General features: G+C 63.6%; 21 protein-coding genes. 6 read left to right on the top strand and 15 right to left on the bottom strand.

From position 1 onward, the window contains the following. Positions 1-27: 27 nt before the first annotated feature. The 4 genes from C444_RS12155 to C444_RS12140 form a co-directional block, all read right to left on the bottom strand. Positions 28-822 (bottom strand): HAD-IIA family hydrolase, encoded by a 795-nt coding sequence (locus C444_RS12155; protein ID WP_004593165.1) that lies wholly within the window; start codon positions 820-822, stop codon positions 28-30. 36 nt (positions 823-858) lie between these two features. Further along, positions 859-2,244, bottom strand: a complete 1,386-nt coding sequence (locus tag C444_RS12150; RefSeq protein ID WP_049909467.1) for a response regulator — start codon at positions 2,242-2,244, stop codon at positions 859-861. Between the two features lie 80 nt (positions 2,245-2,324). Next, positions 2,325-2,999 carry a DUF2071 domain-containing protein gene (locus tag C444_RS12145; protein WP_004593163.1) on the bottom strand — a complete coding sequence of 225 codons (675 nt, stop codon included), beginning with the start codon at positions 2,997-2,999 and terminating at the stop codon, positions 2,325-2,327. A 21-nt stretch (positions 3,000-3,020) separates the two neighbouring features. Continuing rightward, a complete protein-coding gene (locus C444_RS12140; protein ID WP_004593162.1) occupies positions 3,021-3,725 on the bottom strand; it encodes a YqjF family protein in 705 nt (234 codons plus the stop codon). 119 nt (positions 3,726-3,844) lie between these two features. Between C444_RS12140 and C444_RS12135 the strand changes: the two genes are divergently transcribed. Continuing rightward, positions 3,845-4,345 carry a macro domain-containing protein gene (locus C444_RS12135; protein ID WP_049909465.1) on the top strand — a complete coding sequence of 167 codons (501 nt, stop codon included), beginning with the start codon at positions 3,845-3,847 and terminating at the stop codon, positions 4,343-4,345. 7 nt (positions 4,346-4,352) lie between these two features. Here C444_RS12135 and C444_RS12130 read toward each other — a convergent pair whose 3' ends face one another. The 5 genes from C444_RS12130 to C444_RS12110 all read right to left on the bottom strand — a co-directional run bounded on the left by C444_RS12130 (position 4,353) and on the right by C444_RS12110 (position 9,660). After that, complete coding sequence (locus tag C444_RS12130) at positions 4,353-4,646, bottom strand: hypothetical protein (RefSeq protein WP_004593160.1); 294 nt, start codon at positions 4,644-4,646, stop codon at positions 4,353-4,355. Positions 4,647-4,780: 134 nt separating this feature from the next. Then, positions 4,781-5,758, bottom strand: a complete 978-nt coding sequence (locus C444_RS12125) for an aldo/keto reductase (RefSeq protein ID WP_004593159.1) — start codon at positions 5,756-5,758, stop codon at positions 4,781-4,783. 43 nt (positions 5,759-5,801) lie between these two features. Beyond that, positions 5,802-6,890, bottom strand: a complete 1,089-nt coding sequence (locus C444_RS12120; protein ID WP_049909463.1) for an ABC transporter permease — start codon at positions 6,888-6,890, stop codon at positions 5,802-5,804. Next, positions 6,883-8,757, bottom strand: a complete 1,875-nt coding sequence (locus tag C444_RS12115; RefSeq protein WP_004593157.1) for an ABC transporter permease family protein — start codon at positions 8,755-8,757, stop codon at positions 6,883-6,885. The genes C444_RS12120 and C444_RS12115 overlap by 8 nt, the downstream gene beginning before the upstream one ends. Further along, positions 8,758-9,660, bottom strand: coding sequence for an ABC transporter ATP-binding protein (locus C444_RS12110; RefSeq protein WP_004593156.1), 903 nt, complete (start codon positions 9,658-9,660; stop codon positions 8,758-8,760). It abuts the gene before it with no gap. A gap of 60 nt (positions 9,661-9,720) precedes the next feature. On the opposite strand from C444_RS12110, the gene C444_RS12105 reads away from it, so the two are divergent. Continuing rightward, complete coding sequence (locus C444_RS12105; protein WP_004593155.1) at positions 9,721-10,152, top strand: SRPBCC family protein; 432 nt, start codon at positions 9,721-9,723, stop codon at positions 10,150-10,152. 20 nt (positions 10,153-10,172) lie between these two features. Here the strand turns inward: C444_RS12105 and C444_RS12100 are convergent, their stop codons facing one another. The 5 genes from C444_RS12100 to sucC all read right to left on the bottom strand — a co-directional run bounded on the left by C444_RS12100 (position 10,173) and on the right by sucC (position 14,996). After that, complete coding sequence (locus C444_RS12100) at positions 10,173-11,198, bottom strand: sensor histidine kinase (protein WP_004593154.1); 1,026 nt, start codon at positions 11,196-11,198, stop codon at positions 10,173-10,175. 265 nt (positions 11,199-11,463) lie between these two features. Next, the gene (locus C444_RS12095) at positions 11,464-11,700 is read right to left on the bottom strand and encodes a hypothetical protein (protein ID WP_004593153.1); all 237 of its coding nucleotides are present in this window, start codon (positions 11,698-11,700) and stop codon (positions 11,464-11,466) included. A 242-nt stretch (positions 11,701-11,942) separates the two neighbouring features. Next, positions 11,943-12,935, bottom strand: coding sequence for an ATP-binding response regulator (locus tag C444_RS12090; protein WP_049909461.1), 993 nt, complete (start codon positions 12,933-12,935; stop codon positions 11,943-11,945). A gap of 43 nt (positions 12,936-12,978) precedes the next feature. Beyond that, complete coding sequence (gene sucD / locus C444_RS12085; RefSeq protein WP_004593149.1) at positions 12,979-13,851, bottom strand: succinate--CoA ligase subunit alpha; 873 nt, start codon at positions 13,849-13,851, stop codon at positions 12,979-12,981. After that, complete coding sequence (gene sucC / locus C444_RS12080) at positions 13,848-14,996, bottom strand: ADP-forming succinate--CoA ligase subunit beta (RefSeq protein ID WP_004593147.1); 1,149 nt, start codon at positions 14,994-14,996, stop codon at positions 13,848-13,850. The genes sucD and sucC overlap by 4 nt, the downstream gene beginning before the upstream one ends. 232 nt (positions 14,997-15,228) lie before the next feature. Here sucC and C444_RS12075 point away from each other — a divergent pair, with 232 nt between their 5' ends. Further along, positions 15,229-16,011, top strand: a complete 783-nt coding sequence (locus C444_RS12075) for an NAD-dependent protein deacylase (RefSeq protein ID WP_004593145.1) — start codon at positions 15,229-15,231, stop codon at positions 16,009-16,011. Between the two features lie 13 nt (positions 16,012-16,024). On the opposite strand, the gene C444_RS12070 is transcribed toward C444_RS12075, so the two are convergent. After that, positions 16,025-16,450, bottom strand: a complete 426-nt coding sequence (locus C444_RS12070) for a DUF5793 family protein (RefSeq protein ID WP_004593144.1) — start codon at positions 16,448-16,450, stop codon at positions 16,025-16,027. Between the two features lie 102 nt (positions 16,451-16,552). On the opposite strand from C444_RS12070, the gene C444_RS12065 reads away from it, so the two are divergent. The 3 genes from C444_RS12065 (at position 16,553) to C444_RS12055 (ending at position 21,258) form a co-directional block, all read left to right on the top strand. Next, positions 16,553-17,053, top strand: a complete 501-nt coding sequence (locus C444_RS12065; protein WP_004593142.1) for a TIGR04206 family protein — start codon at positions 16,553-16,555, stop codon at positions 17,051-17,053. Positions 17,054-17,186: 133 nt separating this feature from the next. Further along, the gene (locus C444_RS12060; protein ID WP_004593140.1) at positions 17,187-18,809 is read left to right on the top strand and encodes a type II/IV secretion system ATPase subunit; all 1,623 of its coding nucleotides are present in this window, start codon (positions 17,187-17,189) and stop codon (positions 18,807-18,809) included. Position 18,810: 1 nt separating this feature from the next. Further along, positions 18,811-21,258 carry a type II secretion system F family protein gene (locus C444_RS12055; RefSeq protein WP_004593138.1) on the top strand — a complete coding sequence of 816 codons (2,448 nt, stop codon included), beginning with the start codon at positions 18,811-18,813 and terminating at the stop codon, positions 21,256-21,258. Positions 21,259-21,288 lie beyond the last annotated feature (30 nt).

Genomic DNA, 21,288 nt, shown 5'->3' with positions numbered 1-21,288 from the left:
AGTCGCAGGTGAATTACCAGTTTCGTGTCACACGTCCAGCGACGCAAGCACCTCTTCGATGTCCCCCAACGAGTCGATGACGTAGTCGGGCGTCACGGCGCTCCGCTCCAGCGACTGCTCGTTGGACACGCCGGTTCGGACAAGAACGGTTGTCATGCCGTTCCGCTCGCCCATCGCGATATCCGTCTCCAGCCTGTCACCGATGATGAAACAGTCTTCTGGGGCACAGTCCAGCCGTTCCAGTGCCGCCTGGACGGCTATCTCCGAAGGCTTGCCGAGTATCCGGTCCGGGTCCCGCTCGATGACGCCGGCGACGGCGTTGATTATCGCCCCGGAACCGGGAACCGGGTCGCCGTCTTCGCCAGGGAACGTCCGGTCCGGGTCGGTCCCGAGAAAGACGGTGTCGTCGCGGACGGCCCGGAGCGCATCGACCATGTCGTGGTAGTGAAACTCGTCCGTCCAGGAGGCCAGTAACACATCAGTCTCGGCAGGGTCCTCGATCAGACGTGCCTCCGTCCCCGCAACCAGATTGCGGAGCTGGTCGCTTCCGATGACGAACACGTTGTCCCCCGCGTGGGCTCCGTTGAGGTATTCTCGGGTGACGACACCGGAGGAACAGGCCTCGCCCTCGCGGGCATCGATACCCATACCCCGCAACCGTTCGACGTACTCGTTCCCGTCGTGGATGGGGTTGTTTGAAAAGAAGCAGATTCCCAAACCACGCTGCCTGAATGTATCGATTGCCGACGCCGCGCCCGGCAACAGCGTATCTCCGTGGTACACCGTTCCGTCCAAGTCGATGATGGCCCCCGCGACTGTCATTACCACTACTCGGAACCCGCCAGTGAAAAGTCCGTCTCAGTCGTGTAGTTCGACGTCCGTCACCTCGAAGCGCGCTCCGCCGCTGTCGCTGTCCGTTAGCGACACCTCCCAGCCGTGGGCCTCGGCGACCTGTTCGACGATAGCCAGGCCGAACCCGGTTCCGTCCTGTGTTGAAGAGTAGCCCATCTCGAACACGTCCTCGGCGTCGCCCTCGACACCTTCGCCGTTGTCCGCGATGTAGAAACCGTTCCGCGATTCCAGCAGTCCGACCTCGATTTCGACGTCGCCGTCGTTGTGTTCGATGGCGTTCCGGAACAGGTTCGCCAGCAGGTCCTGGACGCGCCCGCTGTCGGCCGCGAGGTCCGCGCTCGACTGGACCGACATTGACGACTGTTCCGCCTCGATCCAGGTCCAGGCAGTCGACGCCAGCGTCGATAGCTCCGTCTCCTGTGGGTCATTGACGGTTCGGCCCTGCCGAGCCAGCGCCAGCACGTCCTCGATGATACAGCCCATCCGGTCCAGGGACCGGTCGATCTTGGCGACCAGTTCGGCGTCCTCGCTATCGGCAGGCTCGGTGAGCAGATCCACCGCGCCCTGAGCGACGTTCAGGGGGTTCCGGAGGTCGTGGCTGACGACGCTGGCGAACTCCTCCAGTCGCTCGTTCTGGCGCTCCAGTTCGCGCTGGCGTTCGACGCGCTCGGTGATGTCCCGCGAGACCAACTGGAACGTATCGGTCTCGCGGTGGCTGTCGACGGGGATGAACTGGTTCTGGTAGTGCTGCCCGTCGACGGCGTCTTCCGTCCGCGTCGCGGCACCGTTCTCGACCGCGTTCCGGCCGGCTTCGATACGCCGGGTCGCCACCTCGCTGTCCATCACTTCATCCAGTGTGTAGCCGATGAGTGCGTCGGGGTCATCGCCCAGCCAGTCTGCCATCGACGGGTTCACCGAAAGGATGGTCCCGTCAGTCGTCAGGTGGGCGATACCGTCCGGCGAGTCCGCGACCAGCGACTCGAATTTTCTGCGGGTCCGTTCCTGTGACACGACGTTCTCGATCCGGTTCGCCAGTCGGCCGTACTGCTTGTCTTCGACGACTTCGAGCTTCAGAAGATAGTCGGCGACACCGGCCGCGATAGCTGCACTGGCCGTCTCTTCGTCCCCCCGCCCGGTAAGGAGAATGAACGGAATGGACGGGTTCGTCTCCCTGATCGCCTCCAGCAGTTCCAGCCCGTCCATCTCGGGCATTTCGTAGTCGCTGACGACGCAGTCGAACCCGCCCTCGTCGAGCCGTTCCAGCGCTTCCGCAGCGCTGTTCGCAGCAACGGACTCGATGCCGTGTTGTTGCGTGAGCGTATCAGCGGTCATCTCCGCGAAAAAATCGCTGTCGTCAACAACAAGCGTTCGTATATTACTTTCAGATGTCATATGGGCGGCAGGGTCCTTATCCCCCCAATGGTCTGTCCGTACTTATATTTCAAGGGAGCTAGGTTGCCCGCTGGTCCCGGCTAGGGCGGTACCGGTGGGGCAATCGAAACTCGAAGCCCAGGACTGTGATGGACTAACGGCTCTACCTCACGAACAGATATGTCAACCAGTGGGAGTACAGAGCCGGTCACAGTGGCGTCAATGCGGTCGAGTCGCCACGGGTCGTGACTGACGCTGCCGACGAGGTGCGTCCCGAAGCGGCCGGTCGTGAAGTATCGCTGTCGGTCGACGAGAAAAGAGGCCAGCGAGTCGGGTGGAATCGCCGCTGGGCTACCACTGACTGTGTACCGACACTCGAACAGCCGGCGGTCGCCGGCGTCGAGGACTCGCCGACAGTCGGCCGTCGGGAGCGTCCGCGGCACGGCGTCACCAACCGTGATGCGAAACAGTTCCGAAACCGCTGTCGCTGTCCGCCTGTCGTCACCGAACAGCCCGAGTACGCAGACCCCGCGCTGGCCGGTCGGCCCGCGGACGTAGGTCCGAACCGTGAGCAACTCAGACGGCCCAGCGATCTCGATACCAAACGTCTCAACGCGGTCGACGGTCGCCGCGACGGCCGACACCCAGGCGTCGCCGTCGGCTGTCTCAACGGTGAGCCAGTCGGGGGCTACCGACTGCACCGCTGTCTCGGGGACTGGCCAGTGACAGAAGCACACGTCGTCCAGCGTGACCTGCAGCGGGCGGAGGGCGACCACATCTTCACTGGGGCCGACACGCTAATCAGTGTACTGGGCAACCCCGCCGAGTCGGTGGAGCCGCCCGGCAGTCACCGGAATCTCGGCGCAGTAGTGGACGAGCGGGTCCCCGTCGGGCCTGTTGAACCCCGACGCGGCGAACAGCCCGTTCGTCCGGATATCTGCTTGCCCACGCTGGAGCGGCCACGGTTCGTGGTCGATGTCGGCGTAATACACTGTCCCGCCGTCGCTCGCGGCGTAGAAGCGGTACCGTTCCACCAGGAACGACGCCACCGAGCCCGGTTCGGGTGTCGACGGCGGCTCAGTCGGCTCGTAGGTGGCGTGGAAATCCGCCGGCGGTGCCCGCGAACTGGTCCGACGGCTCCGGAACTCGACGCTGTCGCCGTCGGTCCGGACCCGCATCGACGCCTGGTAGTAGGACAACTGGAACAGCCGCCGGGCCAGCGTCACGCTGAGCCGGTCGTCGGCGTCGAGGTTGTAGAAGTACACCCCCGGCGTCCCGTCGGCGACCACGTAGGTCCGGAGATTTAGCTCGCCGAAGGACCGCCCGATCGGACTGCCGCGCGGCCTGATGTCTGCCATCTGGAACGGGACCACACTGAGCCACGCCTGCCCGTCGTACGTGTCGACGGCGAGCCCATCCGGCAGCGTCGACTGGACGATGTCGGGCTCGACCGGCCAGTGCATGAACCCCACGTCCCGCCACGTCATCGTCAGCAGGTCCATGTCTGTTAGTAAGGGCCAGACGGGTTTCTGCCTGTTGTGGGGCGCGATGACAGACGACAATGAGGGCGTTCGGCCGCGTTGGCGCTAAAACTTTCATCGTGCCGCTCCCAGCATCGCGCATGGAATTCGAGGTAATCCAGGGCGACATCGCTGCACAGTCGGCGGACGCACTGGTCAACGCGGCGAACACGAGCCTGCGGATGGGCTCCGGCGTCGCCGGGGCGCTCAAGCGTGCCGCCGGGTCAGGACTGAACGACGAGGCCGTTGCGAAGGGACCGGTCGACCTCGGCGGTGTCGCCACGACCGACGCGTACGACCTCGACGCCGAGTACGTCATCCACGCCGCTGCGATGCCGCCGGGCGGCCAATCAACCGCCGAGAGCATCCGCGACGCAACCCGGAACGCACTGGCAGAGGCGGACGCGCTGAACTGCGAATCGGTAGTCCTCCCGGCCATCGGCTGTGGAATCGCCGGGTTCGACTTCGAGGAGGGTATCAGAATCATCTGCACTGTTATCGACGAGTACCAGCCCGAATCGCTGACAGACGTGCGACTCATCGCCTACTCCGACGACGACTTCGAAGGAATGCAACGAGTTGCGGCTGGCGTTCGCGACTGACAGTCCGCTACGGCAGGTGTACCCGTCCGGCACGCCACTCCCAGGCGACTTCCAGTGCGATCCAGCAGACGAGCCATATCGCGGCGAAGCTAAACACCAGCCACGTCGACCCGAGATACGACATGGTATCGGCGATGGACTGGAGCCACGGATAGACCTGCAAACCGACGACCAGCGTCGCGACGAGACCCAGTATCCCAGTCACGTAGTGTTCGGTCGCGTTGCCTATCGAGCAGACGCAGGCGTCACTGCCCGTTGTCTCCTCGAATGTCTCGCTGCTCGGCCCCCGAGCGTTGGTCATTGTTACCTTTCCTCAAGCTAGGACTTTATGTCACTACGTATTAACCATTTCGGCAGGATAGACCGCTGTCTGTACCCGTTTCAGGACACTCACTCGGGGCAGCGAAACGCCCCACGGGTGGACAGCCGACAGTATTACTCGTGGCCCGACACCCGAACTGGCTCGTAGGGTTCCTCCAGCCACGCCACGTCACTTGCCGAGAGATCGATCTCCAGCGCCGCGACCGCTTCTTCGAGGTGGTCGAGGCTGCTCGTCCCGATAATGGGCGCATCGACCCACTCCTTGTCGAGCACCCAGGCCAGCGCGATCTGTGCCATCGAGGCGTCGTACTCGTCGGCCAGTTCCTGCACGCGTTCGTTGACTTCGCGGCCGTTACCCTCGTAGTAGGGGTGTTCGCGGGCGTAGTCGTCTGTCTCGCCCCGGACCGTCTCCTCGACCTGCTCGTGTGGTCGGGTGAGATAGCCCCGAGCCAGCGGACTCCACGGCATCACGCCGACGGTCTCCTTCTCGCACAGCGGCAGCATCTCCCGCTCTTCCTCCCGGTACAGGAGGTTGTAGTGGTTCTGCATCGTCTCGAACCGCTCTAGCCCCTCGCGTTCGCTCGTGCGCAGCGCGTCGGCGAACTGGTGGGTCCACATCGACGACGCGCCGACGTAGCGCGCCTGCTCCCGCCGGACGGCGTCATCCAGCGCCCGGAGTGTTTGTTCGATGGGGGTGTCGTAATCCCAGCGGTGGATCTGGTAGAGGTCGACGGTGTCCATCCCGAGCCGGTCCAGCGAGTTCGATAACTCCTGTTCGATGGCCTTCCGCGAGAGCCCCCCGGAGTTGGGGTCGTCCTCGTCCATCTGGAAGTAGCCCTTCGTCGCCACGACCTGGCTGTCGCGGTCGTAGTCGTCGAGGACGGTCCCGAGGACGCGCTCGGACTCGCCCATCGAGTACATGTTCGCGGTGTCGAAGAAGTTGATGCCGAGGTCGATAGCCCGTTCGATGACCTCGCGGCTCTCGTCCTCGTCGAGCACCCAGTCGCGCCACTCCGAGGTTCCGAAGCTCATACAGCCCAGACAGAGCCGGCTGACCTCCATCCCGGTCGACCCGAGTGTCGTGTACTCCATGCTCGGATTCGGGGGCGCACAGGCGAAAAATGTTGGGCGTCGCCTACAGCGCTTCCGCCGCGACTCGTCCGATGTACACCCTGGCAACGGTGTAGCCGGTAACCGCCAGCAGGACCGCGCCACCGACGTGGCCGTAGGTCAGCAGCGTCGGACTATCGACCGCAAGCTTCGCTACCGTGGTCGCCGGATGCTCCGGGAGGAGGACGGCCCCGCCAAAGAGCACGAGCGTGAGTACGGAGAACAGCAACTGCGCCGGGCGACGGTTCTGGAGCGTGATTCCCAGTACAACGCCGAGCGTCACGACGACGACGGTAACGGCGGTGATGAACAGCAGAATCGCCGCGGGGTTCGAGACGGCGATACCGTTCGTCGACAGCAGTGCGAGCCACAGCATCGCCTGTGCAGGGGCAAGCAACACCATTCCGAGTGCCTTCCCGTCGATGATATCGAGCAGCGACACCGGGGCCACGCGGAGTAGTTCCATCGTACCCCGCTCAATCTCCTCGGTAACGGTGTCGACGGCCACCGAGCCGCTGATGAACGGTGGGAGGAACAGCAGCAGCGGAATGAGGATAGTGTAGGTGAACCCGAAGTACTGGCTCGCGCTGACGGTATCGGGCAGCGGCACGGGCGGCTGTTCGAGGTACGGCGTCCGCTCTAGTCGCTCCTGCCGCTCCAGCGCGCTGAGGACCCGGCGCACTTCGACGACGATAAGCGTCGACCGGATGCTTCCCTCGGGGACGACGGCAGTGACCTGTATTTGCTCCCCCGGCCCGCGTGTCGACGGGACGTACTCGCCGCGCAGTATTGCATCTACCTGACGCTGGTTGAACGCCCGCTGTGCGGCGGCCTCGCTCTCGAAGGCCGTGACACTGGTCCCGTCCTGTTCAGCGGCCGCGGCCTCCAGTTCCTCGCGGGCGTCGCCGGTGACGGCCATCTCCACCTCGCCGGCTGCGACCGAGCTGGGGTCGTACAGCGACGTGAGACCGACGACGAGGAACGAGGAGAACCCCGCGACGAACAGTTGAATGAGCAACGCTAGGACAATTGTCTTCTCGCGGGAGAGCGACCGGATGTCCCGCCGGGCCACGACTACCCGTGGGTCGCGCCAGAGGGGACGGTCCTCAGACAAGGGTGCTCACCACCGTGAAGTTGTAGGCGAAGTGGATGACGATAGCCACGGTTAGCGCAGCGACGTAGGCCCGTCGCCCGCGGCTCGCGCCGACCGACGAGATGGCCGCCGTAACCGTGTGTAACGCCAACGGCAGCATGAACAGCAGCCCCGCAACCCACAGCGGCAGGCCGGCGGGCAACGTTGCACCCTGCAGGGCCGCTTCCCCGATGGGGAGACTTTCCAGGTCAGAGAGTCTGGCGATAAGCAGCCCTTTCTCCCCGATGAAGAAGCCGAGCCCGGAGAGCGCACCGATGCCAAGCGCCGACCGGAGCGTCCGCTCGTAGCGGGCGTGTTCGTAGCCGGCGTAGACGTGCAGACTCTTTGCCAGTTCCTCGATGATGACGATGACACCGAGCACGAGCACGATGCCGAGCGACTGGTTCGTCCCGAAGACGTTCAGCGACACCGAATCGAGGACGAACAGGAACGCGATGGCCGCCAGTTCGGCGACGATGACCAGCGGTAACAGGACGATACTCATCTTCAACGCGCTCCGACGGGAGTTGATACCACCGGCCAGCGCATCGAGCACTTTCAGCGGAATCGGCCGCTGGGTGAACATGTCCTCTTCCCGGTAGAGACCGGCTCCCAGACCGAACAGCACCAGTCCGGTCAGCAGCGGCGGGACCGTCGAGAAAACGAACGACGAGAGCCCTACAGACTGGCCAGTCAGGTCGAGCACGACCAGCGTCAGCGGCGAGATGAGCGCGATGGGGGTCACGTCAGTGAAGATGGCCGGCACGAATGCGTAGGAGGTCAGCGTCACCGTTATCGTCACCGTCACGAAGGTGAGTTCCTTGAACGAGCGGGCGAACATCGCCCCGCAGAACGTCGCCGAGAGGAACAGGACGACGAGCGGGACCACCGCCAGCACCGCGACGTAACTCCCTGCCGGCGCGATATTTCCGAACCGTAGCGCCGCGGTGATGAGCGCCGCCACGCCGACAGCGCCCGCAAGGTACGGAAGCGTCTTGCCGCCGATGATGTCGCCCCGCGAGGCCGGCGTCACCAGCAGGAGTTCACCGCGGCGGTTCAACCGTTCCGAGAGCATCGACGAGCCGTAGGCCTGGATGACGAAGTTCATCGGCACGATGTACAGGAAGGCGAGCACGAGCGACTCGAAGGGGAACGGTGGCGAGATGTCCGAGGGAGTGCCGCCTTGCACGTCACCGGTCAAGCGCGCGCCGATAGCGCCGAGGTTCGCGCCGCTACCGCCAGCGGTTCCGCTGTCACCGCCGCCACTTGCAGCTGAGCCGCCAGTGCCGCTCGTATCTGAACCGTCACCGCTGCCACCGGTACTCGATCCACTCCCGTCCGAGGAATCCGACCCGCCACTGCCGTCGCCACTTCGAGGATCAAGCTGGCTGCTCCCTGACTGTTGCTCGTAGACGAGCGTCACAGACACCGGGAACGCGGCGGTCTGGTTGTCGTCCCGAGCGAGTGTACGGTCGTTGTATTGCGCCGTGCTATCGCGGAGTTCAGTGAGTGCGGCCCGCTCTTTAGCCGTTCGTGGAACGCTCCGTAGCTGGGTCCCCCGGTACAGGAGTTCCTGTTGGCGTCGCTCGACGGCAGCAGGGTCCGGCTCACGGATATCGAACGTCGAGTCATCAGCCGCGACGCCGTAGTACGGGCTGCTCTCGTCGACGCCGATCCGGTAGATGCCGTCGTCCATCCCTGCACCGGTACCGCCACTGACGGCTATCGCGGCGACCGCGCCCATCGCAACGAGGGACAGCGCCATCACGAGGATGGTTCGCTTGTCGACGCCACCGGCGTTTTTTGTCACCTCCCACTTCGCGACGCGCAGGAGCGTATCCAGTTGCATCTACTCCGCGTCCTCCTCGACGTACCGCGTGCCGCGCGTGCCGGCCTCGGCGACGTTGAGGAACACCTCCTCAAGGCTGGATTCCTCGGTCCGTATGTCGACCACGTCACCGCCATTGGCCTCAGCTCGCTCACGCGTCTCCTCGACGGCGTCCATGCTCTCGACGACCCGCTTGTACGACCCGTTCTCCTGCACCGCATCGGGCACGTCGACGGTCGTGTAGACGTGATACCGCGTGTGGCCGTACTCGGCCTGGAGTTCTTCGAGATCGCCACGGGCAACGATTTCGCCCTCGTTCATGATGACGACCCGGTCACAGATAGATTCGACATGAAAGAGATTGTGTGCAGAGAAAACGATGGTCTTGCCTTCGTTCGCCAACTGCTCGGTGAACTCGATGACGTAGTTCGTCGTCAACGGGTCCAGCCCCGACGCCGGCTCGTCGTAGATGAGCACGTCGGGATCATTGATGAGCGAGCGGGCGATGGCGACTTTCCGTTTCATCCCCTTGGACATGTCGCCGAGCTTCCGGTCGCGGTGTTCGAGTTCCAGTTCGTCCAGCGTGTCGTGCATCCGTTCCTCGGCCACATCCGGGTCCACGTCGTAGAGGTCAGCGAAGAATTTCAGATAGGAGATCGGTGTCATCTCCTCGTACAGCGGCGATTCCTCGGGCAGAAAGCCCAGCTGCTGGCGCATCTCCGCTGTCTCGGTGTCGAGCCCCGCTATCTCGGCGGAGCCACTCGTCGGCTCCAGCAGGCCCGCGAGCATTTTCAGCGTCGTCGTCTTGCCGGCCCCGTTCGGCCCGATGATACCGAACACCTCGCCGCGGTCGACCGAAAACGAACTGCCCTGTACAGCGACGAAACCGCCGTACTCCTTTCGAATATCTCGGGCGTCAATCATCTGCCGGTTCGTTGTGAGTGAACTAACCTATACCTTGGCTCCGGCCTATTGCTTCTGATAATGGCACTCGAACTCGGCGGGAGTCGCGTCTCACTCGAACGAACACCGGATGGCCGACGCCTTCTCGTCCGGCACGACGTCGACGCGTCGGTCGACACTGTGTGGGAGGTCCTGACCGATACCGACTGCTGGCCTGACTGGGGACCGTCGGTCTCAGCCGTCGAGATATCGGACCGGCACATCACTGCGGAGACGACCGGCCGCGTCCGCGTTGCTGGTGCGGTGTGGCTGCCGTTCGAGGTGACCGCGTGTGCGCCGTACCGCTGGACGTGGAACGTTGCACGGCTCCCCGCGACAGGTCACTTCGTCGAAGACCGGGCTGGCGGCTCCGTCGTCGGGTTCGAAATTCCGCCGCTGGCGACTGGCTACGCCCCGGTGTGCGCCCGAGCCTGCCGGCGGATTGCCACTCTGGCACAGCAACGCGAGTCGTAGGCAGTGACCGCGCCGACCCGTCAGGGCTGTATTGGCGTCTTCGAGCGCGTATCGGTGTCTTCTTCGGGGCCGTCCGTCCTCGTGATATCTGTGATTTCGAACCGTGTCCCGCCGCCGTCGCTTTCCGTCACGTCGATTTCCCAGCCGTGGGCTTCGACGATGCGCTGGACGATTGCCAGCCCCAGCCCGCCTTCGCCGTCAGTTGTGGTGTAGCCGTCGTCGAGTACCGCATCACGCTTTTCGGGCGGGATTCCGGAGCCGTTATCGGCGACGTAAAAGCCACCAGCCATTTCACCGACACGAACCGTCAGGTCGGTACTGCCATGGTCGAGGTTGTTGTCAGCCTCTGGCCGACCGCTTGTGGGGCCATGTTCCACGGCGTTCCGAAACAGGTTCTCGAACAGGTGACGGAGCCGATCCGGATCGGCGTCGATGACGGCTGTTACTTCGTTTTCTAGCGTCGCATCCGCCGTCGGCACGGCCTCCCAACAGCTATCGACCAGTTCCCCGAGAGCAACGGCTTCCGTATCGCTGATGACGTGTCCGCTTCGAGCCAGCGTCAACGTCCGGTCGATGAGTGTTTCCATCCGGTTCATCGCTGTCGCAGCCGTCTCTAGGTGCTCCGAGTCGCGGTCCATTCGTTCCAGTTCCAGCTGACCGGACGCGACGTTGAGCGGGTTCCGGAGGTCGTGTGCCACGACGGCCGCGAACTCGTTGAGGCGTTCGTTGCGCTGCTCGATGGCCTCCCGGCGGAGTCGCTGTCGCTCGGCCTCAACGGCGCGGGATATCGCACGCGCTTCGAAGACACCCATCACGAGGCCACCAGCGCCGCCGACGTCAGCCGCGAACAGTGCCCAGCCGATGTCTTCACTCAGCGACCCCGTCGGCCAGGTGAAAATCATCACCACATTCAACAGTAGAAAAGAGACGAGTCCGCCAGCGAACCAGACCCCGATACGTCGATACTGATCCGGACCGATCTTCGAGTTACCGAGCCAGAATCCGCCGACGATGATCGCCGCTGCAAATGGTACGATTGCCAGCATACTGACCACGAAATCTGCGGTGAAAAGGACTGGTAGTCCAGTGTCAGAGAAATAAAAATAGTTACCCACGCCTCCGAGGAGGAACAGCCACCCCACTCCCTGAATAAGGGCTGGCAGGCGATCTGAGCGGCGATCTGGGTCTATCACTTCCGCATCGATTTGTTAGACGTGCATTTACATCTACTGGCCAACAGAACAGATGTTCGGCGTATTTCCCAGCATCATCGTCCGTGTTACTGCCGGCTCGACCTGCTCTTCCTGCCAGTTACTGTTTGGTTACGCGTGCGTCCGATACTTTGTGGATGTCGTCGTCGATCCCGGTGCCGTCACAGTCGTCATTCGGACATCGATAGTGCCAGCCGTCCTCCGTCGCCGCTCGCTCGGTAAACCGGTCACCACATTCGTCGCAGTAGAGTTGCCCGTCCGAACATGTGTCACGGTGGAGTTCGAGTTCGAGTTCTGTGCCGAAGGTCCGCTTGCAGTTCCGACAAATATGAGGCATATTCGAAACTACAGATTCATCCCTTATAGCGATACCGGAACGTTCACGGCCGCTTCTTTCCGTTGACGGATGTTTCAGGTAGGCCGCCGTCCGTCGATTTTCGATCATTCATACACCTCACATCTTGGACAGTAATGGTTGACAATACTGACTACCAATGTACACATCTCTCCAACAGCCAGTTCGGGACCAGACCCCTCGCAGTCTTCCAGATACCGACAGTGATTATGGGTGCAAAACCGCTATGTTGTCGTCACGTCGATCCGCGTACCGCCGGATTCGCTGTCCCCGACCGACACCGTCCACCCGTGGGCTCTCGCTGCGGTATCGACGAGGAACAGTCCGTACCCCTCCCCTTCCCGCGTCGTCCCGAAGCCCTGATCGAACACTTCGACGCGGTCCGCTTCGGGAATCCCCGGGCCGTCATCGGCCACGTAGAACCCGGACGCCGTGGCACCGATGGTGACGGTTACGGGTCCTTCGCTGTGTGTGACCGCGTTGTCGAACAGTTCGCGAAGGAGCAACTGCAGTCGGTCGTTTTCGGCGTCGACAGACGCGTCGGTCTCCACTTCCAGCGTCGCATTCTCGTAGCTCTCCGTGGCCCAGACCTCAGTGGCTACGTCAGAAAGCGAGAGCGAGTCCGTTTCCGAGACGGGACACGCGGTGCTTCCGATGCGGGAGAGGTCGGTAAGCAGCGTGCCGACTCGGCTGACGGACCGAAGCAATGCGTCTTCGTGGGGCTCACCGATATCGAGTAACTCCAACCGGCCCATGACGACGTTTAGCGGGTTCTTCGCGTCGTGGGAGACGCCGCTCGAAATGTCGTCCCACTGTATCGCGCCGACCCGCCAGTCCGTCGGCCACCGGGTCGCGTACGCTTCGAGTTTCGCAGCCAGCAAGGCTGCCGGCGTCTCCGCGGTCACGTAATCGGTGGCACCGGCCCGGAGCGCCTCGGTGACTCGGTCCGGTTCGGGGTCGGTTGCGATGAGGACAATCGGAATCTCGGCTCCTGTCGCCCGCAATTCCTCGAATACCGCAACCCCGTCGTGGTCACCGTCGTCACTGACGACGACACCCCTGACATTCCCGTCACTCAGCCGGTCCCGTACGGTGCTCGTGTCTCGGATCGGCTCGGCTGTTGCCCCGTCCGTTGTCAGTGCTTCGGAAAGTGCCTCAGCTAGATCAGTAACTTCGGTACCGGCCACGAGATAGACAGTCCCACGAGCAGGCGTCATCTCCTGATATTACGAAAACAGGTGATAAGAAACCGACGGTGCCCTACAGCAGGTCTTCGACGTGGTCGGCGACTTCTTCCGGCGTGTCACCGACGGGGACACCGTTGTCCTCTAGGGCGGTAATCTTCGACTGCGCGGTCCCGGTGCCGGAGCCGGAGACGATAGCACCGGCGTGGCCCATCCGCTTTCCGGGCGGCGCGGTCCGACCAGCGATGAAGCCGGCGACCGGCGTGTCCATGTGCTCGCCGATGTAGCGGGCGGCCTCCTCCTCGTCCTCGCCGCCGATCTCGCCGCACATGACGACGGCGTGGGTGTCGGGGTCGGCCTCGAACTGTTCGAGCGCGCCGATGAAGTCCGTTCCGATGATCGGGTCGCCGCCGATGCCGATGGCCGTCGACTGGCCGATACCGCGGTTGGTGAGGTTGTCGACGACCTGGTAGGTCAGCGTCCCCGAGCGGGAGACGAGGCCGACGTTCCCCTCGGAGAAGATGTTCCCTGGGAGGATGCCGAGCTTGGCGACGCCAGGCGTGATGACGCCGGGGCAGTTCGGACCGACGAGGTGCGTGTCGGTCTCCTGCAGTTTGCGGTAGACCCGGGCCATGTCCTGGGTCGGGATGCCCTCGGTGATGGCGACGACGAGGTCCAGGCCGTCGGCATCGAGCGCCTCGAAGCAGGCGTCGCCGGCGAAGGCCGGCGGCACGAACACGACGGCGGCGTTCGCGTCTTCCTCGCGGGCCGCGCCCTGAACGGTGTCGTACACCGGGACGCCGGCGACCTCCTGGCCGCCCTTGCCGGGCACTGCGCCGGCGACGACGTTCGTGCCGTACTCCAGCATCTGTTCGGTGTGGAACTTCCCTTCACCGCCGGTGATTCCCTGTACGACGACGCGCGTATCCTCATCTACCAGAACACTCATGCTTCCACCTCCTTTGCGTACTCGACCGCACGCTGGACGGCGTCCTCCAGCGTGTGCTCGACCGTGACCAGATCTTCGTTCAGAATCTCCATCCCCTCCTCGGCGTTGGTCCCCGCGAGTCGGACGGTGACCGGCTTCGGAATCTCGTCGAACTGCTCCAGGGCCTGATTGATGCCGTTTGCGACCTCGTCACCACGAGTGATGCCGCCGAAGATGTTGAACACGACCGAATCGACGTTGTCGTCGGAGAACACCATATCGAGCGCGTTGGCGATGCGGTCGGCTTTCGCGCCGCCGCCCACGTCGAGGAAGTTGGCGGGCTCGCCGCCGTAGTAATCGACGAGGTCCAGCGTCGTCATCACGAGGCCCGCACCGTTGCCGATGATGCCGACGTTGCCGTCCAGTCGGACGTAGTCGAAGCCGTATTCGTCGGCCTTCTGTTCGAGTTCGTCGCCTTCCGCTGCCTCCTCACCCATCTCGGCGATCTCGGGCTGGCGGAACAGGGCGTCGCCGTCGATGTTCATGACGGCGTCGGCCGCGATGACCTCGTTATCGGCCGTAATCATCAGCGGGTTGATCTCCGTGTCTGCGCCGTCGCGGTCGTCCCAGAGCTGGTACAGCGTCGTGAGGATGCTCGCCACGTCGTTTGCGACCGTGCGGTCGACGCCGGCCTCGTAGACGACCTTCCGGGCCTGGAACGGGTGCATCCCGAAGGCGGGGTCGATGTGCTCGCGGGCGATGGCGTCGGGGTCCTCCTCGGCGACCTCCTCGATGTTGACGCCACCTTTCGTCGAGACCATCGCGACGGGGCGACCCTCGTTGCGGTCCATCGTCACGCCGACGTACAGCTCGTTGACGAAGTCGACGGCTTCCTCGACGAGCACTTTCGAGACGTGGTAGCCCTTGAGGTCCATCCCGATGATGTCCTCGGCGGCCTCGCGAGCCTCCTCCTTGGACTCGACGAGCTTGATGCCGCCGGCCTTGCCGCGGCCGCCCACGTGTACCTGTGCCTTGATCGCGACCGGATATCCGATCTCCTCGGCCGCGTCGACGGCCTCGTCCACTGTCTCGGCCAACTGCGATGCGGGCGTTGGAATCCCCGCGTCAGCGAAAACCTGCTTCGCCTGGTATTCGTGCAAGCGCATGTCATACAGACACGCGAGCGGTGGCGATTTAAATCCGTCTTTCTCTTCCCGCGGTCGTGTTACATTCTACCAGCCCACTGTCGATTGCCTATCACGATTCGGAGGTTTCTCTGGACAGAACGACACGGGCCGCTCCGAGATACGTGGACCCCGAAGCGGCGTCTACCGCCGTCACCCTCACCGTCGATGACCTGTCCGATAGACCCACGGCATCGCATTGCGAAGTGTGCGTATGGCCGATGACAGGCACGAACCCGAGGGTGGTACCGACGAGACACTCGATGCCGTCGCCGAAGCGCTCCGTACCGCCGAAACGGGCGTCGCCCTCACCGGCGCAGGCGTCTCGACGGCATCGGGCATCCCCTCCTTTCGCGGCGACGACGGCGTCTGGGAGCGCCACGATCCGGCGGACTTCCACCGCCGCCGACTCGATGCCGACCCAGCTGGCTTCTGGGCGGACCGACTGTCGTTGCGAGAGGCTATCTACGGCGATTTAGACCCCGAACCCAACGCCGCCCACGAGGCACTGGCGGCGCTCGAATCAGCGGGCCATCTCGACGCTGTGCTCACGCAGAACGTCGATGGATTACACGACGCCGCCGGCACGGAGCGAGTCGTCGAACTGCACGGGACCCACCGGCGTGTGGTCTGTGACGACTGCGGCCACCGCCGGGACGCCGAGGCGGTATTCGAACAGGCTGCCGAGGACGGCGACTTGCCGCCGCGGTGTGACTGTGGCGGCGTCTACCGGCCCGATGTGGTGCTGTTCGGCGAACCAATGCCTGACGTGGCGATGAACGAGGCCCAGCGCCTCGCCCGCGACAGCGACGTATTCCTGGCAGTGGGGTCGTCGCTATCGGTCCAGCCAGCGTCGCTGCTGCCGAAAATCGCGGCAGAGGCGGACAGTACACTGGTCGTGATAAACTACGAGGAGACGCCGCGGGACGCGAATGCGGCGCACGTGCTCCGTGCGGATGTCACGCAGGTGCTGCCGGCGATTGTCGAGCGGCTGTAGCGGGTCGTCCCGGCTACAGCTCGACGCCGCCGGGAATCAGGCTCTGCCCGCGCAGGAGGCTCCCGTCGTGGTCGTAGACGAGCAGCGTCCGTAGCTCGTAGGTCCGTGACTCACCCTCGCCGTCGGTGAGACGGACTGTAAACTGTGGGTCTTCTTGGGCGTCCGCCGTGGAAACGAGTGCATCGATGTCCGCTGTCGGTGCTGTCGCCTCGAAGACGTACTCGCCGGTGAGCCGGTTCGTCAGCGAGAGCACGCCGTCGCTCTCTGGCTGGCGGCGGAAGGTCACGTCGATATCCTCCCCGTCGAGTGTGCCCCCGTCTACTTTGGTGAGGCGCTCGCGAAGCTCTCCTGTCGGCCCATCGTATACAATCGCGATCGTCGGGTCGTCGTTGTCGGTGGCCGAAGCCTGGATGTCGACGGTGAAGTAGTCACGCCTCATTCCGGTGTTTACAGGTACGTGGCCCGGCCAAATGAACGTAACGGCGCACCGACTGTTGGTATCGGTAGCTTTTACCGGACCGGCCTACCCTCTGACAGTAGTATGGCCTGGGTGAAATCAGAGTACGCGGGCGAGTTCGCGGTGCTTGCGACGTGGCTCGTGGGGCTGGCTCCGTGGTCGGTGTCGCTGTTCGAGATCGAGGGGGTCACTGTCGTCGGGCTTCGCTTTCTCCCGTTTCGGTTCCAGTTCATCTTCGGTGCGACGCTTCCCGGAGAGCGACCGTTTCTCTGGGCCTGGCAGGTCGCCGCGTTTCAGGAGTCGGAGCCGCTTGCACTCGCCGGGACCCTCGGGTTCGCGGCCCTGGTCGTTTTCCTGTTCCCGCTCGGACTCAGTCTCTATTATTACGTCGCTGAGGACCGCGTCGAAGCGGCTCTCCCTGTGGACCCCGTACGCCTGTTCGGCGGGCTACTCGGGCTTGTTGGCGTCTTCACGCTCGCGGCCAGCGGGCTGTTCATCACGTCGTTTCCCGGCATCACCGTCCCCATCGGGGCGCTCGTCGCGCTCGTGTTCGCCTATCTGCTGCTGACCGTCGACCGAGCGTAACAGCCAGTTCGGTCCTGTTCGTCCGACCGCTGGCGATTATACTCCTGATAATTTGGCGAGCGAATTTAAGTAGGTGGATACGATAGCAGAGGTATATTCCGCGGAGCACCGTCTGCTCCCCACTGTACCACCGATGTCGAACCCAGAATCCCCCGAACCCGGTGACTTCGTTTCGGACCCGCTCGGCCACATCCAGTCGTGGCTCTCGCGGACCGCGACGGTGTTGAGCGGGTCAGCGGTTCCGACGGCGAACTACGACCCCAGTCGCCACGGGACGCTGGTCGACTTCGATGGTCTGGACGGCTACAACGAGGTCGACCGCTACTGGCTGAACGCCCCGTTCGCCTTCGCCTCGATCAACCACAATCCCGACCGCGACGAGCACCTGTACCACGTCGTTGAACCGTCGCTGACCGATATCGAGCGAGAACTACTCGACCGCCTGTTCGAAGACATCCGCATCCCGCTCATCTACCGCGAGGAGGTCGACACCGACCCGGAGCGCGTCCTCGCCGAGGAGCTCGAAGCCAGGCTGGAGGAGTACGGCGTCGTCATCGAGCCCGAGACGTTCTACCGGCTGTTTTACTACCTGTATCGCTCGTTCCAGGGCTACGGCCACATCGACCCCCTGATGCACGACCCGGACATCGAGGATATCTCCTGTGACGGGGCGAACCTCCCCATCTTCGTCTACCACGACGGCTACACGGACATTGAGACGAACATCACATACGATGCCAACGAACTGAACGATTTCGTCATCCAGCTGGCCCAGCGCTCGGGGCGACACGTCTCCGTTTCGGACCCTGTCGTCTCCACGACGCTCCCGGACGGCTCGCGTATCGAACTGGCGCTCGGCGAGGAAGTGACCCCACGTGGCTCCGCGTTTACCATCCGGAAGTACGCCGACGAGCCGTTCACGCCAATCGAACTGCTGGAGTACGGCACGTTCTCCGTCGAGATGCTTGCCTACCTCTGGCTCGCCATCGAGTCCAACAAGTCGCTCATCTTCGCCGGCGGGACGGCGGCCGGCAAGACCACGTCGATGAACGCGCTGGCGATGTTTCTCCCGCCCCGATCGAAAGTCCTCTCAATCGAGGACACCCGCGAACTGTCGCTGTACCACGACAACTGGCTCTCCTCGGTGACCCGCGAACGGTTGGGCGACTCTGACATCACGATGTACGACCTGCTACGGTCCGCGCTCCGGCACCGCCCCGAGTACATCATCGTCGGGGAGGTTCGTGGCGAGGAAGCGATCACGCTGTTCCAGGCGATGAACACCGGTCACACGACGTTCTCGACGATGCACGCGGACTCGGTCCAGACCGTCATCAACCGGCTTGAGAACGAGCCCATCAACGTTCCGCGGCCGATGGTCCAGAGCCTCGACATCCTCTGTGTGCAGGTGCTGGCCCGCTCGGGCGACGAGCGGGTCCGCCGCGCGAAGACGCTCGCCGAGATCGAGGGCATCGACCAGCGGACCGGCGAACTGGACTACTCGACGACGTACAACTGGCGGGCCACTGAAGACCGCTTCAGCGAGAACAACAGCGAGCTACTGGACGAAATCCGGGAAGAACGCGGCTGGACGCACTCGGAACTCCTCACCGAACTCCGCAACCGGCAGCGGTTCCTCCGCTATCTCCAGTCCGAGGGTATCACTGACTACCGGAAGTTCACGGCGATGGTCAACAAGTACTACGCAGACAAAGAGCAGGTCATGGCAAACATCGACGACGACGCGATAGCCTGACATGGCGCTGAACCTGCTCGGTCTGGCACCGCTCGCCGTCGTCGCCGTGATTCTCGGGCTTATCAGCTACAGCACTGTCAACGAGCGCTTCGACCGCAACGTCACGCGGCTGTCCCGCCGGCTCTTCGGTCGGTACGTAGGACAGTCACCAAAACGCGAGCGACAACTCGAAGCCGCATACGTCGATAAAACCTACCGCGGGTACGCCGCCAGGACGCTGGTGTACGCCTGCGTGGGAGCCGTCGCCGGCGCTATCACCGGGGCGTACGCTATCGGCGGCCTACTGTTGATTCTGCCGGCGCTGGTGGAGCTTGCACAGGGGCTCCCTTCGACGATGGTGACTGCCTTCGGCTTGCGCACGTTCGAACTCGTGTTGACGCCGACGCAGACGCTATACATCCTCATCGGTGGCGGTGTGCTTTCCGGTGCGGCGACGGCTGGCCTCACGTACCTCTACCGCTGGGAACGGCTGAAAAATCAGGCAGACGTGCGGAGCCGGAATATCGATGAGGGAATGGCCCGCACTATCGCCTTCATGTACGCACTCTCCCGCGGTGGCATGTCGTTCCCGGACGTGATGCGCGTACTGGCCCGGAACCAGGAAATCTACGGCGACACGGCCAGAGAAGTCGGCGTCGCCGTCAGGGAGATGGACCTGTTCGGCCGGGACATGATCTCGGCGCTCGAACACGTCTCCCGACGGACGCCCAGTGAGCAGTTCAAGACCTTCACCGAGAACCTCTCCAGCGTCCTTCAGAGCGGCCAGTCGCTGGCCCCGTTCCTTCGCGAGCAGTACGAGCGCCATCAGGAGCAGGCCGCCGAGCGGCAGGAAGACCTGCTGGAGCGGCTGGCAACGGTCGCCGAGGCGTACGTCACCGTATTCGTTGCCGCCGTGCTGTTCCTGATGACGATTCTGCTCGTCTTCGGCCTGACGACGACGGACACGCTCTGGCTGTTGCAGATGATGGCGTATCTCGTCATCCCGCTGGCCAACGTCGGGTTCATGGTGTATCTCGATAGCAAGCTCCAGTCGCTGGGAATCGGGAGCGGCGGAACGACGGATATTCTGGAGCGATACGAAACGGCGACGCTGGGGAAACCCAGTCTGGGGACAGGCCGTCTCGGTCTGACTGACGGCGGCGTCGTCCCGGCAGACGAGGCAAACTGGCTCCGCCTCCAGTTCTACGACCGCGTCGAATCGATCCGGAATCTACTCAGCTCCCCGATTCAGTCGCTCGTCTGGAACCCGGTGTACGTTCTCTACCTTGCCGTGCCCGTCGCGGTGATGCTGCTGCTCGTCCGTTCCCCCGCGGCGTTCCAGACCTCGTCTGTTAACATCCGCATCCTCGATGACTTCGTCATCCAGTCAGTCCTGCTGATTCTGGGGCCGTTCGCGCTGGTGCGGTTCATCTACACTCAGCGGCTGTCCCGTATCGAGAACGCGACGCCGGACCTGCTCGAACGGCTGGCAAGCCTGAACGAGGCCGGGATGACTGTCGTGGAGAGTCTCCGACGGGTCCGGGGCAGTGACATCGGCGTTCTCACGAAGGAGATGCACCGCATCTGGGCCGACATCAGGATGGGTGCGAACGTCACTGATGCCCTGGTTCGGTTCGGCCGCCGGGTCCAGACCACGGCGATAACGCGCATCGTGACGCTGCTGACCCACGCGATGCACGCCTCGGGCCAGCTCGGCCCGGTGTTCCGCATCGCGGCCACCCAGTCGCGGGCCGACCTCCGGCTGAAGCGGCGGCGACGCCAGCAGATGCTCACCTACCTCGTCGTCATCTACGTCGCCTTCCTGGTGTTCCTGGTGATTATCGTCGCCGTCCAAGAGGTACTCGTCCCGAGCCTCCCCTCCAGCGTGCCGACACCCGCCGGGGAGTCGAACCGCCTCGGCGTCAACGTCGACCAGTTCGCTCGGTTCGGGCGCGTCGATAAGGCCGCGTACACGCTCGTGTTCTTCCACACCGCCCTCATTCAGGCGGTATTGACCGGCTTCATCGGCGGCCAACTCGGGGAGGGAACGCTCAAGGATGGCGCGAAACACGCCGCGATTTTGCTGGGCGTCGCTTACGTCGCGTTCATTCTCCTCTCTTCGCCGGTCGCGTCGATGACGGTCACCAGCCCCGCCGTTTCCGGCGATCAGATAACGGTCGAATCAGCGTCTCTTTCCGAGGGTGGATTCATCGTCGTTCGGGAGTTCGAAGCGGACGGCAGCGTGCTGGGGACCTCCGAGTACCTCTCTTCGGGGTCCCACAGCGACGTACAGATAACGCTGGATAGGCCGCCGTCAGCCGGTCAGTCGCTCGTGCTTGTCGCCCATCAGGACACTAACGGGAACCAGCAACTCGACTATCCCTTCGGCAGTAATTCAGGGTCGCCGGACCGACCGTATGCGTCGTCGACAGCCGGTGAGAACGTCACCGTCGCGTACACGGTCGAGTGACGCTGGATTTACGGTTCCCAATCGGGTAGG

It is taken from the genome of Haloarcula japonica DSM 6131 (genome assembly GCF_000336635.1).
Lineage (GTDB): Archaea > Halobacteriota > Halobacteria > Halobacteriales > Haloarculaceae > Haloarcula > Haloarcula japonica.
This window is presented reverse-complemented; position numbering and strand designations above follow the sequence as displayed.

Coding starts and splice junctions, on each gene's coding strand:
- C444_RS12155 (WP_004593165.1), bottom strand. CDS start 822: ATGACAGTCGCGGGGGCCATCATCGACTTGGACGGAACGGTGTACCAC.
- C444_RS12150 (WP_049909467.1), bottom strand. CDS start 2,244: ATGACATCTGAAAGTAATATACGAACGCTTGTTGTTGACGACAGCGAT.
- C444_RS12140 (WP_004593162.1), bottom strand. CDS start 3,725: ATGGACCTGCTGACGATGACGTGGCGGGACGTGGGGTTCATGCACTGG.
- C444_RS12135 (WP_049909465.1), top strand. CDS start 3,845: ATGGAATTCGAGGTAATCCAGGGCGACATCGCTGCACAGTCGGCGGAC.
- C444_RS12130 (WP_004593160.1), bottom strand. CDS start 4,646: ATGACCAACGCTCGGGGGCCGAGCAGCGAGACATTCGAGGAGACAACG.
- C444_RS12125 (WP_004593159.1), bottom strand. CDS start 5,758: ATGGAGTACACGACACTCGGGTCGACCGGGATGGAGGTCAGCCGGCTC.
- C444_RS12115 (WP_004593157.1), bottom strand. CDS start 8,757: ATGCAACTGGATACGCTCCTGCGCGTCGCGAAGTGGGAGGTGACAAAA.
- C444_RS12110 (WP_004593156.1), bottom strand. CDS start 9,660: ATGATTGACGCCCGAGATATTCGAAAGGAGTACGGCGGTTTCGTCGCT.
- C444_RS12105 (WP_004593155.1), top strand. CDS start 9,721: ATGGCACTCGAACTCGGCGGGAGTCGCGTCTCACTCGAACGAACACCG.
- C444_RS12100 (WP_004593154.1), bottom strand. CDS start 11,198: ATGCTGGCAATCGTACCATTTGCAGCGGCGATCATCGTCGGCGGATTC.
- C444_RS12095 (WP_004593153.1), bottom strand. CDS start 11,700: ATGCCTCATATTTGTCGGAACTGCAAGCGGACCTTCGGCACAGAACTC.
- C444_RS12090 (WP_049909461.1), bottom strand. CDS start 12,935: ATGACGCCTGCTCGTGGGACTGTCTATCTCGTGGCCGGTACCGAAGTT.
- sucD (WP_004593149.1), bottom strand. CDS start 13,851: ATGAGTGTTCTGGTAGATGAGGATACGCGCGTCGTCGTACAGGGAATC.
- sucC (WP_004593147.1), bottom strand. CDS start 14,996: ATGCGCTTGCACGAATACCAGGCGAAGCAGGTTTTCGCTGACGCGGGG.
- C444_RS12075 (WP_004593145.1), top strand. CDS start 15,229: ATGGCCGATGACAGGCACGAACCCGAGGGTGGTACCGACGAGACACTC.
- C444_RS12070 (WP_004593144.1), bottom strand. CDS start 16,450: ATGAGGCGTGACTACTTCACCGTCGACATCCAGGCTTCGGCCACCGAC.
- C444_RS12065 (WP_004593142.1), top strand. CDS start 16,553: ATGGCCTGGGTGAAATCAGAGTACGCGGGCGAGTTCGCGGTGCTTGCG.
- C444_RS12060 (WP_004593140.1), top strand. CDS start 17,187: ATGTCGAACCCAGAATCCCCCGAACCCGGTGACTTCGTTTCGGACCCG.
- C444_RS12055 (WP_004593138.1), top strand. CDS start 18,811: ATGGCGCTGAACCTGCTCGGTCTGGCACCGCTCGCCGTCGTCGCCGTG.